The 14401-nt window shown below is 70.6% G+C and carries 13 protein-coding genes; 5 read left to right on the plus strand and 8 right to left on the minus strand.

The window, feature by feature from the left end; translation table 11 throughout:
• Positions 1–27: 27 nt before the first annotated feature.
• The 5 genes from D2K64_RS00555 to D2K64_RS00575 are packed head-to-tail and all read right to left on the minus strand — an operon-like array spanning position 28 to position 5658.
• Positions 28–2298 (minus strand): RNA degradosome polyphosphate kinase, encoded by a 2271-nt coding sequence (locus D2K64_RS00555; protein ID WP_274379281.1) that lies wholly within the window; start codon positions 2296–2298, stop codon positions 28–30.
• 9 nt (positions 2299–2307) lie between these two features.
• On the minus strand, positions 2308–3057 hold the full coding sequence (locus D2K64_RS00560; protein WP_202910400.1) for a P-loop NTPase family protein: 750 nt from the start codon (positions 3055–3057) through the stop codon (positions 2308–2310).
• Positions 3058–3063: 6 nt separating this feature from the next.
• Positions 3064–4257 carry an AI-2E family transporter gene (locus D2K64_RS00565; protein ID WP_238383928.1) on the minus strand — a complete coding sequence of 398 codons (1194 nt, stop codon included), beginning with the start codon at positions 4255–4257 and terminating at the stop codon, positions 3064–3066.
• Positions 4254–4793 (minus strand): CDP-alcohol phosphatidyltransferase family protein, encoded by a 540-nt coding sequence (locus D2K64_RS00570; protein WP_120006699.1) that lies wholly within the window; start codon positions 4791–4793, stop codon positions 4254–4256. Before D2K64_RS00570 ends, D2K64_RS00565 begins: the two co-directional genes overlap by 4 nt.
• A 19-nt stretch (positions 4794–4812) precedes the next feature.
• The gene (locus D2K64_RS00575) at positions 4813–5658 is read right to left on the minus strand and encodes a hypothetical protein (protein WP_157985672.1); all 846 of its coding nucleotides are present in this window, start codon (positions 5656–5658) and stop codon (positions 4813–4815) included.
• A gap of 75 nt (positions 5659–5733) precedes the next feature.
• Here D2K64_RS00575 and purM point away from each other — a divergent pair, with 75 nt between their 5' ends.
• Together purM and purN are read left to right on the plus strand one after the other, a co-directional pair.
• Complete coding sequence (purM, locus tag D2K64_RS00580) at positions 5734–6804, plus strand: phosphoribosylformylglycinamidine cyclo-ligase (protein WP_120005622.1); 1071 nt, start codon at positions 5734–5736, stop codon at positions 6802–6804.
• Entirely contained in the window at positions 6801–7457 is a 657-nt protein-coding gene (gene purN / locus D2K64_RS00585; RefSeq protein ID WP_120005624.1) for a phosphoribosylglycinamide formyltransferase, read from the plus strand. The genes purM and purN overlap by 4 nt, the downstream gene beginning before the upstream one ends.
• An 11-nt stretch (positions 7458–7468) precedes the next feature.
• On the opposite strand, the gene D2K64_RS00590 is transcribed toward purN, so the two are convergent.
• Positions 7469–8761, minus strand: coding sequence for an OmpA family protein (locus D2K64_RS00590; RefSeq protein WP_120005625.1), 1293 nt, complete (start codon positions 8759–8761; stop codon positions 7469–7471).
• 7 nt (positions 8762–8768) lie between these two features.
• A complete protein-coding gene (locus tag D2K64_RS00595) occupies positions 8769–9536 on the minus strand; it encodes a hypothetical protein (protein WP_157985673.1) in 768 nt (255 codons plus the stop codon).
• Positions 9537–9848: 312 nt separating this feature from the next.
• On the opposite strand from D2K64_RS00595, the gene D2K64_RS00600 reads away from it, so the two are divergent.
• From D2K64_RS00600 to D2K64_RS00610, 3 genes are read left to right on the plus strand one after another with little or no spacing between them, the layout of a single operon-like run.
• Complete coding sequence (locus D2K64_RS00600; protein ID WP_162306134.1) at positions 9849–10892, plus strand: LacI family DNA-binding transcriptional regulator; 1044 nt, start codon at positions 9849–9851, stop codon at positions 10890–10892.
• Positions 10889–11833 carry a 3-hydroxyacyl-CoA dehydrogenase gene (locus D2K64_RS00605; protein WP_120005632.1) on the plus strand — a complete coding sequence of 315 codons (945 nt, stop codon included), beginning with the start codon at positions 10889–10891 and terminating at the stop codon, positions 11831–11833. Before D2K64_RS00600 ends, D2K64_RS00605 begins: the two co-directional genes overlap by 4 nt.
• Positions 11834–11869: 36 nt before the next feature.
• On the plus strand, positions 11870–13252 hold the full coding sequence (locus D2K64_RS00610) for a GntP family permease (RefSeq protein ID WP_120005634.1): 1383 nt from the start codon (positions 11870–11872) through the stop codon (positions 13250–13252).
• A 168-nt stretch (positions 13253–13420) separates the two neighbouring features.
• On the opposite strand, the gene D2K64_RS00615 is transcribed toward D2K64_RS00610, so the two are convergent.
• Positions 13421–14398, minus strand: coding sequence for a LacI family DNA-binding transcriptional regulator (locus tag D2K64_RS00615; protein ID WP_162306135.1), 978 nt, complete (start codon positions 14396–14398; stop codon positions 13421–13423).
• Positions 14399–14401 lie beyond the last annotated feature (3 nt).

The following is a 14401-nucleotide window of genomic DNA, read 5'->3' on the forward strand; positions in this document are numbered from 1 at the left end:
GGCGGAATTCCCTGACGAGGTGACGGATCAGTCCTGAGCGACGCGGTCCTGCCGGCGGCGCACCGCGGCATTGCTCTGCTTCAGCGCGCTGCCGCGGCCGGACAGCGACGGGTTCGTCATGAAATACTCATGGGCCGAGATAGGTTGCGCCCCCGGCGGCAGGCGCCGCCAGGAGGCATCGGGGCGCAGCTGCCAGGATTGCGCGGTGTCCTTCAGGTTGGTCACCATGATCTGGTCCAGGATCTGCGCGTGCACGGTGGAGTTCTCCACCGGCACCATGGTCTCGACCCGCCAGTCCATGTTGCGCGCCATCCAGTCGGCCGAGGAGATGAACACCCGCGCCCGGCGCGACGGCAAGCGGTGGCCGTTGCCGAAGATGTAGATGCGCGAATGCTCCAGAAAGCGGCCGACGATGGATTTCACCCGGATGTTCTCGGACAGGCCGGGCACGCCGGGGCGCAGGCAGCAGATGCCGCGCACCACGCAATCCACCTTCACGCCGGCCTGGCTGGCCCGATACAGCGCGTCGATCAGCTGCTCGTCCACCAGGGAGTTCATCTTCAGCCAGATGCCGCCCAGGCGGCCTTCCCGGGCATGCACGATCTCCGCCTCGATCAGCCCGAGCATGGCGGGCCGGATGGTCAGCGGCGAGAAGGCCAGCTTCTCCATCGCCTCGGGGCGGGCATAGCCGGTCATGTAGTTGAACAGCTTCTGCGCATCGCGCGTCAGGTTGGGATCGGCGGTGAAGTAGGACAGGTCCGTGTAGATGCGGGCGGTGACCGGATGGTAGTTGCCGGTGCCGAAATGCGCATAGGAGCGCAGCGAGCCGCCCTCGCGCCGCACCACGAGCGACACCTTGGCGTGGGTCTTCAGGTCGACGAAGCCGTAGACCACCTGCACACCCGCCGCTTCCAGCTCCCGCGCCAGAGCGATGTTGCGCTCCTCGTCGAAGCGCGCCTTCAGCTCCACCATGGCGGTGACGGACTTGCCCATCTCCGCCGCCTCGATCAGGGCGCGGGCGATCGGGCTGTCGCGGGAGGTACGATACAGCGTCTGCTTGATGGCCACGACGCTGGGGTCGCGCGCCGCCTGCCTGAGGAACTGCACCACCACGTCGAAGGATTCGTAGGGATGGTGGACGACGATGTCCTTGGCGCGGATGGCGGCGAAGCAGTCGCCGCCGAAATCCAGGATGCGCTCCGGGAAACGGGGGGTGTAGGGGGTGAACAGCAGGTCGGGCCGGTCGTCCACGATCAGCTGTTTCAGATCGGCCAGACCCAGCAGCCCTTCCACCACGAAGATCTCGGCGCGCGGCGCGTCCAGTTCCTCGACCACGAAATCCACCAGGTCGGCGGCCATGTGCGCATCCACCGAGAGCTGGATGGCGCGGCCCCGGCGCCGGCGCTTCAGCGCGCTCTCATAGGAGCGGACGAGGTCTTCCGCTTCTTCCTCGAACTCGACGTCGGTGTCGCGGATCAGCCGGAACATGCCCTGCTCGGCATTGATGTAGCCGGGGAACAGGCGGGGCAGGAACAGGCTGATCAGGTCTTCGAGGCGCAGAAAGCGGATCGGCCCGGTGCCGGGGGTGATCTGCGGGGCATCCTCGGCCGGCGGCAGGCGCACGAAGCGCTCGATCTGGGACGGCAACGGCAGCAGGGCGCGCATGGTGCCGCCATCCTCCTCCCGCACCAGCTTCATCACCATGCACAGCGCCAGATTGGTGATGAAGGGGAAGGGATGCGCCGGGTCCACCGCCAGCGGCGTCAGCACCGGGAAGATCCGCTCCAGGAAATAGGTCTCCAGCCATGCCCGGTCGGCTTCCGAGAGTTCCTCGTTGCCGCAGACGATCAGGCCGGCCTCGCGCATCTGCACGCGCAGGCTGCGCCAGGTCGCCTGCTGCTCGTCGATCAGCGCGGCGGCGCGGGCGTGGATGGCCGACAATTGCTGACCTGGCGTCAGCCCGTCCGGCGAGGAGGGCTGGATGCCTGCCCGCTCCTGCCCCACCAAGCCGGCAACGCGGACCGAATAGAATTCGTCGAGGTTGGAGGCCGAGATCGCCACGAAGCGCAGCCGCTCCAGCAGCGGGTGGTGCGGGTTGGCCGCCTCCTCCAGCACGCGGGCATTGAAGTCGAGCCAGGACAGCTCGCGATTGATGAAGCGCTCTGGCGCGGTCATCGCGATGGCGGGTGCCTGATCCTCGCGCGGGCGCGGCGGCTCGGCGGGGCGCGGCGCGGCGGCGGGGCGCGTCGGGGCGGGGGCAGTGCCGCGGCTGGCGGCGGCCGGAGCGTCGGTGTCCATCGAAGAACCTTACAGCAAGGCCGGCGTGCCCGGCGAGGCAAGCTCGGCAAGTTCCACCGAAACATCATCAAAGCCCTGGAACCCGGGCCAGTCGGCCAGGGCTGCGCGGGCCAGGGAGCGCGTCACGGCGCCGCCGACGGCCAGCGCGGCGCGGTCCAGCCGCGCGGCGGCGATGGCCACTGCCGCGGCCTCCCTCGGCAGGCGGGCCAGCAGCCAGTCCTGCACCGCCTCGGGCACGCGAAGCTGCCGCTCGGCGAAATGGCGCGCCAGCAGGGCGGCGAGCAGCGCGTCGGAGGGTTCGCCGATGCGCACCGCGGCGGTGGCGCGCAACCGGCTCCGCAAATCGGCCAGTTGCACCGGCCAGCGCGCCGGTGGCGTGCGGCCGACCAGCAGCAGTGGCAGGCGCTGCGCCGCGCAGGCATTGATCAGGTGAAACAGCGCCGCCTCCTCGGCCGCCGCATCGGCATCGTCGAGCGCGGTGGGCGCCGGCTCCGGCACCCCGCGCAGCGCGGGGCCGGACAGGACGCGCCAGCCATGCGCCGCCGCTTGGCGCTGCAGCAGGTGCGACTTGCCCACGCCTTCCGGGCCGAACAGGGCGAGGCGGCCGACCGGCCATTCCTCGACACGGGCCAGCCAGGCGCGCGCCTCGGCATTGGAACGGTCCGGCAGCATCTCCCCGCTGAACAGCACCGGCAGGTCCAGTGGCAGGGCCAACTGCATGATGCCGGCGGGAGGTGGAGCGGAGGTCGCGGCGGGCATGACGCCCTACTCACCCGTTCGCGGCGGATCGAGGTAGAGTGGGCTTTCCAGGTAGCGGCGCAGCCAGTAGCGGGCCAGCACGCCGATCGCGGCGGCCATCGGCACCGCCAGCAGCACGCCCAGGAAGCCGAAGGCCACGCCGCCGGCGAACAGGGCGAAGATCACCCAGACCGCGTGCAGCTCGACCCGGTCGCCCAGCAGCCGCGGATAGATGATGTAGCCTTCCACCACCTGGCCGGTGACGAACACCGCCGCCACCATGCCGATGCCGCTCCAGGTGCCGAACTGGCCCACCGCCAGCAGCAGGGCCGTACCGAGCCCGGTCATGGAGCCGACATAGGGGATGAAGGACAGCAGGCCGGAGGTCAGCCCGACGATCAGCCCCAGTTCCAGCCCGACGGCGGAGAGGCCGATGGCGTAGTACACGGCCAGCAGGGCGCAGCACAGCAGCTGGCCCCGCAACCAGGCGGACAGCACGCGGTCGGTGTCGCGTGCCAGCTGGCGCAGCGTGGCGGCATAGCGGCGCGGCAGCCAGCGCTCGATGCGCAGCATGATGCTGGGCCAGTCGCGCAGCAGGTAGAAGCCGACCACCGGCGTCACCACCACCAGGGTGAACACCGAGAACAGGGCGTAACCGCCGCCGATCAGCCGCGTTGCCGCGGTGCCCAGGAAGCTCAGGATGGCGCCGATCTGGCTCACGGCGAGGTCGCGCAGCCGGGTGTCCAGCACCTCTGGCCCGAAGCGCTGCTCCAGCGCCTGTACCGCTTCCTGCATGGCGGACCCGACCCCCGCGATGTAGCTCGGCAACCGGGCCAGCAGCGTGCCGACCTGCGAGATGATCAGCGGGTAGAGCAGCAGCAGGGCCAGCAATGCCAGGGCCATGATGGTGGTGATCAGCAGCAGCGCGCCGAGGCCCCGCGGCACGCCGAGCCGCGACAGCCGGGCCGCCACCGGATCCAGGAAGTAAGCGATGCAGGCGGCCAGCACGAACGGGGTCAGGATGTTGGAGAACAGCCAGAGCAGGAACAGCGCGGCCGCCAGCAGGCTGAGCACCAGCGTGATGCGCTGCCCCCGGGTCGCGGTGCGCACCGAGGGTCCGGGCGGGCGCACCGACCGGGGCGACGCCGCCAGCGGCGGAAGGCCGGCGCGGGGAACCGGCAGGTTCGGATCGCGCGGGCCAGCGGGAGGGGCTGCGTTCACAGCGGCACCCCGCCGCGCAGTCCGCGCAGGAAATAACCCGCCCCGGACAGCACGGTGGTGACGGCCACCACCACGATCATCAGCTCCACCAGCGTTTCGGCGGGCAGGGCGAAGCCCGCGGTGGCGAGGGCCAGACCCGCCAGCACGATCTGTGCCGCCGTGTTCCATTTGGACAGCCGGAGCGGCGCCATGCGCGGCGGCTGGCCCAGCAGCGCCAGCAGCGCCACGCCGCCCACGATCAGCGCGTCACGGAATACCACCAGAATGGTCAGCCAGTCCGGCAGCACCCCGCGCCAAGTCAGGCACAGATAGGTGCACACCAGCAGTGCCTTGTCGGCCACCGGGTCCAGCATGGCGCCGAGCGGCGAATGCGCGTCGAGGCGCCGTGCCAGCCAGCCATCCAGAGCATCGGACACGCCCGCCGCGGCGAACATCAGAAAGGCGGCGTCGAGCCGGTCGTGCAGGATCAGCCAAACCGTGGCCGGTACGGCGCAAAGCCGTGCCAGGGTGATGGCGTTGGGCAGCAGGCGGAGCATGCCGCCCGCCGGAATGCCCTCAGAGGCCACCCGTCAATCCGAGTTGCCAGGGTCCCATCCCTGCTTCGGCCGGAGCGGATGGCACCGTCGTGGCGGGTGCGGGCGCACCCCAGGGCACCGGGGGCGCCAGCCGGCCCGGCGCCGGCGAAGAAGCGGGCTGCGGCGACAGGCCGGGCGCCATGGCCAGCCCGCTGGAGGGCAGCGCCTGCGCTGCGGTTTGCGGATCGTGCCGGAGCCCCAGCCGCAGCCGGGCGCCATCCACCGCGATGGCTTCCACGTCCACAGAGGCGATCTCGGGGTTGCTGGCCAGCCGCCGCCGCACTTCCAGCCATTCACGCAGGCCGCTGTAGCGCACCTCGGCCTGGATGAAGCCGGCGGGTGCCTGGCGCGGCATCACCGGCGGGGCCGCGGCATCCCCCGGGCGCAACGGCGGCGCCGCGCCGCCCGCACTGCCGGCCATGCCGCGGTTGGCGCCCGGCAGCCGGTTGGGATTGAAATTAATGGTGAAACGGCCGCTGTAGCCGGTGCGGCTGCTGCGCTCCTCCTCGACGATGATCGAGGACACCATGGAATCGATCTGCGAATCGCTCAGGCCCCGCGGCAGGCCGAGCTCCGTCGCCATCCGCTCGTAGGCGATGCGTTGCGCCGAGGCGATGGCGCGGGTGCGGGCGATCACCGCGTTCTCCGCCGTGGCCTCGGCCGGCACGCCGCGCTGCGTGGTGCTGCTGGCCACTGGGTCGATCGCCGCATCCGACAATGGCGGCAGCGCCTGGGCCAAGGCCGGCGCCTGCATCACCGCCCCGAAGCCCATTCCGGCCAGGCTTCCCACGACAATGGTTGCGGCGAGACGCCGAAAATGTTGCATTCCGCCCCCTTGGATACCCGGCCTCGCGGAACTCTTGCGTCCGGGTCTTTTGCGCATAGCCGATCGGGCCCCCTGATGACCAGTCTCACCTACCGCGACGCCGGCGTTGACATCGAAACCGGCGACGCGCTCGTCGATGCCATCAAGCCGCTGGCGCGGGCCACCAGCCGCAGCGGCAGCATGGGCTCGCTCGGCGGCTTCGGCGCCTTGTTCGACCTCAAGGCGGCCGGCTACACGGACCCCGTCCTGGTGTCCTCCACCGATGGCGTCGGCACCAAGCTGAGGCTGGCCATCGACACCGGAATGCATGACGCGGTGGGCATCGACCTGGTTGCCATGTGCGTCAACGATCTCGTGGTGCAGGGTGCGGAACCACTGTTCTTCCTCGACTACTTCGCCACCGGCAAGCTGCAGCTGGATCAGGCACGCGCCGTGATCGCCGGCATCGCGGAAGGCTGCAAGCAGGCCGGCTGCGCGCTGGTGGGCGGCGAGACGGCCGAGATGCCAGGCATGTACAGCCGGGACGACTATGACCTCGCCGGCTTTTCGGTGGGTGCGGCCGAGCGCGACGGCCTGCTGCCGAAGCCCGATGTCGGTGCCGGCGACGTGGTGCTGGGCCTGGCCGCCTCCGGCGTGCATTCCAACGGCTTCTCCCTGGTGCGGCGCGTGCTGCAGGCCACCAACCAGAACGCGAACACGCCGGCCCCGTTCTCGGCCGGCCAGACATTGGGCCAGGCACTGCTGGCACCGACGCGGATCTATGTGAAGTCGGTGCTGGCGCTGCACCGCGCGGGGTTGGTGAAGGCGGCCGCGCACATCACCGGCGGCGGATTGCCAGGCAACCTGCCGCGCGTGCTGCCGGCCGGCATGGTGGCCGTGCTGGACGCCACCGCCTGGACGCTGCCGCCCGTCTTCGGCTGGCTGGCGCGCAACGGCAACATCGCGCCGGAGGAGATGCTGCGCGTGTTCAATTGCGGCATCGGCATGTGCGTGGTGGTGAGGGAAGCCGACGCGGACGCCGCCACGGCCCTGCTCACGGAGCATGGCGAAACCGTGTTTTGCATCGGTCGGGTCGAGGCCGGTTCCGAAGGCGCTGCGCCGGAGGTGCGGGTAGAAAAGCTGTCGCCGGGCTGGCCCGCCGCATGAGCGGGCGACGCCGTACCGCCATCCTGATTTCCAGCCGCGGTAGCAACATGGGCGCCCTGCTGGCCGCCGCCGCCGATCCTGCCTATCCGGCGGAGATCGCGCTGGTGCTGTCGAACCGCGCCGACGCCGCCGGGCTGGCCCTCGCCGCGGAGGCCGGGATCGACACGGCCGTGGTGGAATCGCGCCGCTTCGGCCGGGATCGCGCCGGCTTCGAGGCGGCGATGGAGGAAGTGCTGGGGGCGCGCGGGATCGAGCTGATCGCGCTGGCCGGCTTCATGCGCGTGCTGACAGAGGGTTTCACAGCCCGCTGGTCGGGACGGATGCTGAACATCCATCCTTCCCTGCTGCCGGCCTTCCCCGGCCTCGATACCCATGCGCGCGCCCTGGCCGCGGGCGTGCGGCTGCATGGCTGCACGGTGCATCTGGTGACGCCCGGCGTCGATGAGGGGCCGATCGTGGCACAGGCCGCCGTGCCCGTGCTGCCGGATGACACGGAGGACGTTCTGGCGGCCCGAGTGCTGGCCGAGGAGCACCGATTGTACCCTGACGCGCTGCGCTGGCTGGCGGCGGGGCAGTTGCGGCTGGAGCAGGGCCGCGTCCAACTGGACAACGCCCCTGCCCCGCATGTCGGGGCGCTGCGCAACCCCGGCTAACCCGGCCTCCGTCAGCGCAGTTGGGCGGTCACCGGGAACGGGCAGGCTTCCGGCGCGAACTCGACCCGGCGGTCCAGCGCATCGGCCAAGTCGTCGGTGCCCGTGCCCACGAGCGGCGCGGCGGCTCCGGCACCCTCCGCTTCCGTGCGGCGGGCCAGCACGGCTTCTTCGGACACCAGCGATTGCCGCACCGTTTGCGCCCGGCCGAGCGACAGGCGCTGGTTCCAGGCAGCACTGCCGGTCGGACTGGCATGTCCGACCATGGCCAGGCAGACATCGCGCGGCGCCGTGCGGTGCGCGATCTGCCGCAGCCACATCGGGTAATCGCCGCTGATCTCGCGGTTCGGCCAGAACTCGGTGGTGCCGGGCCGGAACAGGAACTTCACCGCCAGCTGGCCACGATCCAGACCGTGCTCCACCACGTCGCCGAAGGCCCGCTCCGCCGCCGCCGCATCGCCCAGCGCACGGTTGCTCAGATAGATGCCGTTGCGCACCTTCAGCTGGTCGCCGCCCGGCTGCTGCAAGGCCGCCTGATAGAAGGACAGGGCCTGCCGCGGCTCGCCGCCCTCATAGGCGCGGATGCCATCGGCCACCAAGGCCTGGGCCTGCAGGGCCTCCAGGTAGCGCGGGTCGATCGGGTCGCCCGGATTGCCGGCACAGGTCTGCAGATAGGCGGTGGTGATCGTCTCGTTCGCCCAGGTCGGGCTGTCTCGGAAAAAGCCGGTGGGCGTCGGGTCCACGACGTCGCCCTGCACCCACGACGTCTCGTGCGACACCACCTTGCCGGTGCGCAGATCGCCCAGCACGGCCCAGATACGGTAAACATTCGGGCGCGGCTCCCGCGTCGGCGGAATGATGCCGGCTCCCGCCACCGGCGTGATGGCGCCGAGCAGGATGATCGGCTTCTCCGCCAGCGAGGCGCTGGTGAAGGGCCGCAGCTCGAAATCACGATATCGCTCGCGGACCACGGCGCCGATCCGCTGCTCCATGCCGCGCGTGGTGACGGATTGCACGCCGGTAGCGCGGTCGATCAGCGGATCGATCACCAGATCGTAGCGGCCGGACGGCCCGGGGGGATCGATGCGGGCGCGGTCAAACAGCGCCACCGTCATGTCGAGCACCGCCTGATCCAGCGATTGCGCGGTTTTCGGGGGCGTCGGCGCATCCGCCACGCGCATCGGCAATGGCGTACGCGAGGCCAGGGCCTCGCGCGACGAGCCCTGGGCCTCGCCGCCGCCAGGATGGGCGCAGGCGGCCAGGACCGCCAGTCCAAGCCCGGCGAGCATCAGACGCGCGGGCCGCATCCGGCCGTCAGCGACAGCCTTCCTGCAGGAAATCTTGATCAGCACGCGTCGGCTCCTCTCCTAGCTGAGCCCTGAGAATGATGGCACGGCAGCGGCGTTGCATCGGCCCGGGCATCGAGACCGGCTGCACCTGCATGGCGGAGCGTTCCACCGCCATGCGCACCGGTGCGGAACGCGGCGGCGTCATGGTTCGCTGTGGCGCGGAATTGCGTGCCGGTGCGGAAGGCCGTGACGCGGCCGGGGCCGGCGGCAGGGCCGCGACCATGGACGGCATGGTTTCCTCGGCCGGGCGCGCCGTGAACAGCTCGGGCAGCGCCAGGGAGGCCATGGCGGCGGGGGGTTCGACCAGCAGCGTCTTCGCAATCGCGGCCGCGCCGGGCGCCGGTACCGGTGATACCGGCAGCGCCATGGCAATCGCCGGAAGTTCGGCTTCAACAACGGACTCGGGCGCCAGCGCCGCCAGCACCTCGGGCTCCGGCCAGCTGGACCGGGGCGTGTCGAGGCGGTCCAGCGTGGCCTGCATGGCGTCGGCCTGCCGCAGCAACTCCTCCACCTCGGCCAGCAGCGCTTCGGCCTCCTGCTCCCTGGTCTGGCCTTGGCTTTCCGCAAGATCCTGAAGATCGCCGGGGGCCGCGGCAGGCATGCCGCGCGGTGCCATCCGGGCTGCGCCCTGCGTCGTTGGGCGCTGGGCGGCGGCGATGTCGACCGACTGGTCCAGCGTGGGAAGATGCGGCAAGGGTTGGTGCGCGGACCACACCAGAGTGCCCAGGGTCACCAGCAACCCCGCTGCGAGACCTGGAATGGCTGCCTGACCCGCAAGCCTCTCCCATTGCCGTATTGGCTGCTGCGTTTCGCTTTTCATGCTGCGCTCCGGTTCGTCCCGAGCCGTGGGCCGACGATTGGTCCACCTAACTAGGGTGCCTGCTCCTCAACGTCGCGTCTGCCTCACGAAGCTGTCATGAGGGTCACATTGACAGGAGGCGCCGCTCCGAGAACGTTCTCTCCTAACAATCCGGGCCCGGAGAGGCCTGATGGAGGAGGACGCCATGACCCCGGGGCATTGCCCGCGCACCCGATCGGCCCGCCCATGCCCACGCGGCTGACGCAGCGCATCACTATCAAGGATCTGGCGCGCGAGCTCGGCATGTCCGTGGCCACCGTGGCTCGTGCCTTTCACCCGGAAGCGGACATCGCTGCCGGCACGCGCGCCTCAGTGCTGCGGCTGGCGGCCGAGCGCGGCTACCAGCCGGATGCGCTGGCCCGCAGCATGATCACCGGCCGCACCCGCATCGTCGGCGTCGTCGTGGCCGACCTGCACAATCCCTTTTATCCGCAGGCCCTAGCGCTGCTCAGCCCGGCGCTGCAGGGCGCCGGCTTCAACACCATGCTGGTGGTCGCGGAGCCTGCCGGAGCGGTGGATGCGGCGCTGCGCCTGTTGCTGTCCTACCGTCCCGAATACGCGGTGGTGCTCGCCACGAGCCTGACCACGGAAGCCACCGCCACCTGTGCCGCGGCGGGGGTGCCATTGCTGTTCGTCAACCGCGTGCCGGATGCTCGGGAAGCGCGGGCCGTGGTCTGCGACAACCGTGGTGGCGCCGCGGCCATGGCGGCGCACCTGATCGCTGGCGGCATGCGGCGCCCGGGCTTCATCGGCGGGCAGGAAAACACGTCCACCCACCGCGAGCGGCGCGAAGGCTTCATCAAGCATTGCGCGGAAACGGGAATGGCCGTGCGGGAGGAGCCCGGCGGCGCCTTCACCTATGACGCGGGGCGGGAAGCGGCGCGCCGATTGTTGAACCGTGCCGACCGGCCGGATGCGCTGTTCTGCGCCGGGGACATTCTGGCGCTCGGGGCTATCGACGCGGCCCGGTGCGATCTCGGGCTGCGCGTGCCGGAGGATCTCGCCGTGGCCGGTTTCGACGACATCCCGATGGCCGCCTGGCCCGCGCATGACCTCACCACCATGCGCCAGCCGCTGGCCGCCATGGTGGAGAAAACCCTGGCCTGGGTGCTCAACGCGCCCGACGCCGCGGTGGATGCCGGCTGCGTGCTGCGGCTGCCCGCCGAATTGGTGGCGCGGGGCACCACGCGCCCGGTGCCGCTTTCCTTGTTCCAGGAGACTTGCCCATGAACACGACCTCGCTGAACACCGTGGCGGTTGTTGGCTGTGGTCTGGTCGGATCCGGCTGGGCGCTGGTTTTCGCCCGCGCCGGCGCCACCGTCCGGATCTACGATGGCGACGCCGCGCTGCGCGCCCGCGCGCCGGAGCGCATCCGCCAGATGCTGCAGGACATGCAGGGTGCCGGGCTGGTGCAGGAGGTGGATGCGGCGCTGGCCCGCATCACCGTGTGCGACACGCTGGCCGACGCGGTGGGCCCTGCCGACTACATCCAGGAATCGGTACTGGAGCGGGTGGACGTCAAGCAGGCGGTGTGCGCCGAGATCGGCGCGGCGATGCGGCCGGATGCGATCTGCGGCTCCTCCTCCTCCGGCATTCCCGCATCCGCCTTCACCGAGGCGCTGGCCAGGCGGTCGCGCTTCCTGGTGGCGCATCCGGTCAATCCGCCGCACCTGGTTCCGCTGGTGGAGCTGGTGCCGGCGCCCTGGACCGACCCGGAAATCCTGCCGGTGCTGCGGGACGCGATGCAGCGCTGGGGCCAGGCGCCGATCGTGGTGAAGGCCGAGATCGAGGGCTTCATCCTCAACCGGCTGCAGGGCGCCCTGCTGAATGAGGCCTGGGCGCTGTACGAGGCGGGCCTCGCCTCCGCCGCCGACATCGACCTGACGGTGTCCCAGGGCCTGGGCCTGCGCTGGGCGTTCATGGGGCCGTTCGAAACCATCGACCTCAATGCGCCGGGCGGCATCGCCGATTATTCCGCGCGGCTGGCGCCACTCTACCACAACATCGCCGTCTCCCGCGCCGATCCGCAGCCGTGGTCTCCGGCGGCGATCCGCGCCGCCGAGGCCGAGCGCCGCGAGATCCTGCCCGCCGACCAGCTTCAGCAGCGCACCGACTGGCGCAACCGGCGCCTGATGGCACTGGTCGCGCATCTGCGCAGCCAGCCGAAGTAACGGACTGAGCTTCACACAACGAGGAGTTGTTCCTGCATGGGAACCCTGGCCATCGTCTTATCGCTCGCGGGGCTGATGTACTTCGCCTATCGCGGCATCAACGTGCTGATCCTGGCCCCGATCATGGCGGCCTTTGCCGTGCTGCTGGCGCAGGGTGGCCCGGTGCTGGCGACCTACACGCAGGTCTTCATGACCAGCATGGGCCGCTACGTCGTTCTGTTCTTTCCGATCTTCCTGCTCGGCGCCATTTTCGGCAAGCTGATGGCCGATAGCGGTTCCTCCACCACCATCGCGCACACCATCGTGCAGAAGCTCGGGGCGAAGCACGCCATCGCCGCGGTGACGCTGGCCTGCGGCGTGCTGACCTATGGCGGCGTGTCGCTGTTCGTGGTGGCCTTCGCGATCTACCCGATCGCCGCGGCGCTGTTCCGCGAGGCGGGCGTGCCGAAGCGGCTGATCGCCGCCGCCATCGCGCTCGGCTCCTTCACCTTCACCATGACCGCCTTTCCCGGCACGCCGGCGATCCAGAACGCGATCCCGACGCGCTTCTTCGGCACCACCACCTTCGCCGCCCCCGGCCTCGGCCTGATCGCCGGCTGCATCATGCTGTTCGGCGGGCTGGCCTGGCTGCAATACCAGTCACGCCGGGCCCGGCTCGCCGGCGAAGGATACGGGCAGCACCAGGAAAACCTTCCGCAGTTCGAGGATGGCGAACGCCCGGGCTTCGCCCTGTCGCTCCTGCCCATCGTGGTGGTGATCGGGCTGAACGCACTGTTCTCCCTTTGGGTGTTTCCCGGCATGGACCTCGGCTACCTGTCGCAGCAGGTCTACGGCAATGTCGCGCCCACGGCGGTGATCGGCACCTGGGCCCTGGTGGTGGCACTGGTCGGCGCCATCCTGAGCGTGCTGCTGCTGCAGCGGCGCTACCTGCGCGATGCGCAGAAGACGCTGAACGAGGGCACGATGGGCTCGCTGCTGCCGATCTTCAACACGGCGAGCGAGGTCGGCTACGGCGCGGTGATCGCCTCCCTGGCGGCCTTCGTGGTGGTGCGCGATTTCGTGGTCGGAATCGCACCCGGCACGCCCACCATCTCGCTGGCCATCGCGGTCAATGCGCTGGCGGGCATCACCGGATCGGCCTCGGGCGGGTTGTCGATCGCGCTGGACACGCTGGGCAGCACCTATCTGGCGCGCGCCAACGAGCTGGGCATCAGCCCAGACCTGCTGCACCGCATCGCCACCATCTCCTCGGGCGGCTTCGACTCCCTGCCGCACAACGGCGCGGTGATCTCGCTGCTGACCATCACCGGGCTGACGCATCGCTCGTCCTACAAGGACATCTTCGTGGTGAACCTGCTGATCCCGGTGACCGCGCTGATCGTGGTGATCGTGCTCGGCACCCTGGTGGGGTCCTTCTGAAGGCAGCGACCGGCGGCGGCGAGCGCCCCGCCGCCGGGCATCGCTCAGGGTGCAAGGCGTAATCGGATCCGTGCGAGCCGGTTCCCGGCCGCCAGGGAAACGGCCCCGGGCCGCGGGACGCAGGTTCGTCTCCGCGGCCCCGTACCAGCGATGTTCGCCCGCCGGGGTTCAGAGGGATCCGCGCCGGACCAGGCTGGCCGGCAGCCGCGACGCCTGCGCCGCCGCGGCGCCATCCTGCAGCAAGTCCACGGTGCGCCGGGCCATCGCCTCCACCGGCTGCCGCAGCGTGGTGAGGTTGTAGGCGGGCCAGCCGGCCATCGGGATATCGTCGAAGCCGACCACCGCCACCTCGTCCGGCACGCGCAGCCCGGCGGTGTGGCGCAGCGCGTCGAGCCCACCCAGCGCCAGGATGTCGTTGGCGAAGAAGATGCCGTCGGCCGATTGCTCCAGCGCCTGCAAGGCCGCGCTGTGTCCGGCCTCGTAGCTGAAGGCGCCGGCCTCGATGCGGCATGCGGCGAGCCCCTGCTCGGCCAGCGCCTCGCGGAAGCCCCGCTCGCGCTCCCGGCTGGTCGAGGTGTCGCTGCGGCCGGCCACGAAGGCGAGACGCCGGCGACCGCCCGCCAGCAGCGCGTCCGCCGCCATGCGGCCGCCCGCCACATTGTCGCAGGCGACGCTGTGCAGCGCCGATTCCCCGGCGGCGGTGCGATTGAACAGCACCGCCGCGCGGCCATCGGCGATCCAGTGGGCGGCCCCTGCGGAGGACAGGTTCGCCGAGGTCAGGACCACGCCATCCACGTGGTATTGCCGCAGCATCGGCAGGCAGGCATCGGCCTCCTCGCCACGCGGCACGGTCAGCAGCAGGCATTGGAAACCCGCGGAGCGCAGCGCCTCGGAAAGGCATTCGAGCACGGCGGGATAGAAGGGGTTGGACAATTCGCCCATCACCACGCCGACGATGCCGCTCCGCCGGCGCGACAGGGCCGAGGCGATGACGTTGGGCCGGTAGCCGAGTTCCGCCGCCGCCGCGAGGATCCGCGAGCGCATCTCCGGCGCCACCGAGGCGCCGGGGCTGAACGCCCGCGACACCATCGATTGCGATACGCCGAGATGCCGCGCCAGATCCCGCGCGGTGACGGGACCCGGCAACGG

The sequence above is a fragment of the Teichococcus vastitatis genome (assembly GCF_003604215.1).
In the GTDB taxonomy this organism is placed as follows: domain Bacteria; phylum Pseudomonadota; class Alphaproteobacteria; order Acetobacterales; family Acetobacteraceae; genus Pseudoroseomonas; species Pseudoroseomonas vastitatis.

What these genes read in the sequence shown, in the direction of transcription:
- D2K64_RS00570 (WP_120006699.1), bottom strand. Translation starts at nt 4,793, where the DNA reads ATGCTCCGCCTGCTGCCCAACGCCATCACCCTGGCACGGCTTTGCGCC.
- purN (WP_120005624.1), top strand. Translation starts at nt 6,801, where the DNA reads ATGAGCGGGCGACGCCGTACCGCCATCCTGATTTCCAGCCGCGGTAGC.
- purM (WP_120005622.1), top strand. Translation starts at nt 5,734, where the DNA reads ATGACCAGTCTCACCTACCGCGACGCCGGCGTTGACATCGAAACCGGC.
- D2K64_RS00590 (WP_120005625.1), bottom strand. Translation starts at nt 8,761, where the DNA reads ATGCGGCCCGCGCGTCTGATGCTCGCCGGGCTTGGACTGGCGGTCCTG.
- D2K64_RS00555 (WP_274379281.1), bottom strand. Translation starts at nt 2,298, where the DNA reads ATGGACACCGACGCTCCGGCCGCCGCCAGCCGCGGCACTGCCCCCGCC.
- D2K64_RS00560 (WP_202910400.1), bottom strand. Translation starts at nt 3,057, where the DNA reads ATGCCCGCCGCGACCTCCGCTCCACCTCCCGCCGGCATCATGCAGTTG.
- D2K64_RS00600 (WP_162306134.1), top strand. Translation starts at nt 9,849, where the DNA reads ATGCCCACGCGGCTGACGCAGCGCATCACTATCAAGGATCTGGCGCGC.
- D2K64_RS00575 (WP_157985672.1), bottom strand. Translation starts at nt 5,658, where the DNA reads ATGCAACATTTTCGGCGTCTCGCCGCAACCATTGTCGTGGGAAGCCTG.
- D2K64_RS00610 (WP_120005634.1), top strand. Translation starts at nt 11,870, where the DNA reads ATGGGAACCCTGGCCATCGTCTTATCGCTCGCGGGGCTGATGTACTTC.
- D2K64_RS00605 (WP_120005632.1), top strand. Translation starts at nt 10,889, where the DNA reads ATGAACACGACCTCGCTGAACACCGTGGCGGTTGTTGGCTGTGGTCTG.